The 1635-nt window shown below is 67.0% G+C and carries 1 protein-coding gene; it reads left to right on the top strand.

Annotation, left to right across the window (positions count from 1 at the left end):
* Window positions 1-293: 293 nt before the first annotated feature.
* On the top strand, window positions 294-1538 hold the full coding sequence (locus ACWD6R_RS40470; RefSeq protein ID WP_451823325.1) for an IS110 family transposase: 1245 nt from the start codon (window positions 294-296) through the stop codon (window positions 1536-1538).
* The last annotated feature ends 97 nt before the right edge of the window (window positions 1539-1635 follow it).

Below are 1635 nucleotides of genomic sequence, written 5' to 3'. Positions count from 1 at the left end.
CAGGTCAGCGATCCAGCGCACCTTCGGTGCGCGCCGGGGGCGTGGTAAATCCCGTGGAGTGCGCCGGGGGTGCTTCTGTCCGCTCTGACGTGGGCTGAGGCCGGTCCGGGATGCTGGTGGGGTTCGTTCCGGCCGAAACCGATGCCTCTGTGATGCCTGTGAGCTCGCAGGTCAGCGTGGTGCTGGGGGCCGTCCACGGGGACCGTGGAGTGTTGCTGTGAGCACGTGCGTCAGAATTCCTGATTCACCCTGGCCCTCCCGGAACGGCATACCGACTGGGAGGGAGCGGGAGCATGGACGTACTGCACGAACGGTGCGCGGGCCTGGACATCAGCAAGAAGGACGCCAAGGTGTGCGTCCGTACTCCGAGTGCGAAGCGGCGGGGGTCCTTCACGACCGAGACCACGACGTGGGGTTCGACGACGAACGCGGTCCTGGCCCTGCTCGACCACCTACTCGCCGTCGAGGTCACCCTGGTGGTGATCGAGGCGACCTCGGACTACTGGAAACCCTTCTACTACGTGCTGGCCGACGATCTGAACGTGATCCTGGTCAACGCCCGGCAGGTCAAGAACCTGCCCGGCCGCAAGACAGACGTCTCCGACGCCGCCTGGCTGGCCCAGCTCGGCGCCCACGGCCTGGTCCGCCCCTCCTTCGTCCCGCCGCAGCCGGTGCGGGAACTGCGGGACCTGACCCGGGCCCGCACCACCGCCACCCGGGAACGCTCCCGGATCGTCCAGCGCCTGGAGAAGCTGCTGGAGGACACCGGCATCAAGTTGTCCGCAGTCGCCGCCGACATCATGGGCGTCTCCGGCCGGGCCATGCTCGAAGCCCTCGTCAACGGCGAACGCGACCCGCACACCCTTGCCGAGATGGCCAAACGCAAGCTTCGCAACAAGATCCCCGAACTCACCGAAGCTTTGACCGGACGCTTCCGCGAGCACCACGCCTTCCTGGTCCGTCTGCATCTGGACCAGTACGACCAGCTCACCACGATGATCGACCAGCTCAGCGGGCGGATCGAAGAGGCGATGGCCCCCTTTCGCGACGCCCTCGACCTGCTCGACACCATCCCCGGCATCAACCAGGCAACCGCCGAGGTGATCATCGCGGAGACCGGCGGTGACATGACCCGGTTCGCCTCGGCCAAGCACCTCGCGTCCTGGGCCGGTGTCTGCCCCGGCCATCACGAGTCCGCCGGCCGCACCAAGAACACCAAAGTCCGGCCCGGCAACCCCTACCTCAAAGGCGCCCTCGGCCTCGCAGCGTTCGGCGCGGTGAGAACCAAGAACACCTACCTCCAAGCCCGTTACAAGCGGCTGACCGCCCGTCGCGGCCCACTCAGGGCACTGGTCGCCGTCGAGCACTCGATCATCACCGCGATCTGGCACATGCTCACCGACAACGTCGCCTACCAAGAACTCGGCGGCACCTACTTCACCCAACGCGACCCCGAACGGGCCACCCGCCGCGCGATCAACGCGCTGAACCAGCTCGGCTACACCGTCACCCTCAACCCGCTGGAAAACGCGGCCTGACCCTCCCCGAACCAGGCACCCGGCAGCCACCAACGGCCACCGGGCACCCAAACACGTCCACACCTACCCTGACCTGCTGCTATTTACGCGTCAGAGG

Source organism: Streptomyces sp. NPDC005151, assembly GCF_053599875.1.
The sequence above is the reverse complement of the archived record's forward strand: the minus strand, read 5'-3'. Positions and strand labels throughout refer to the sequence as shown.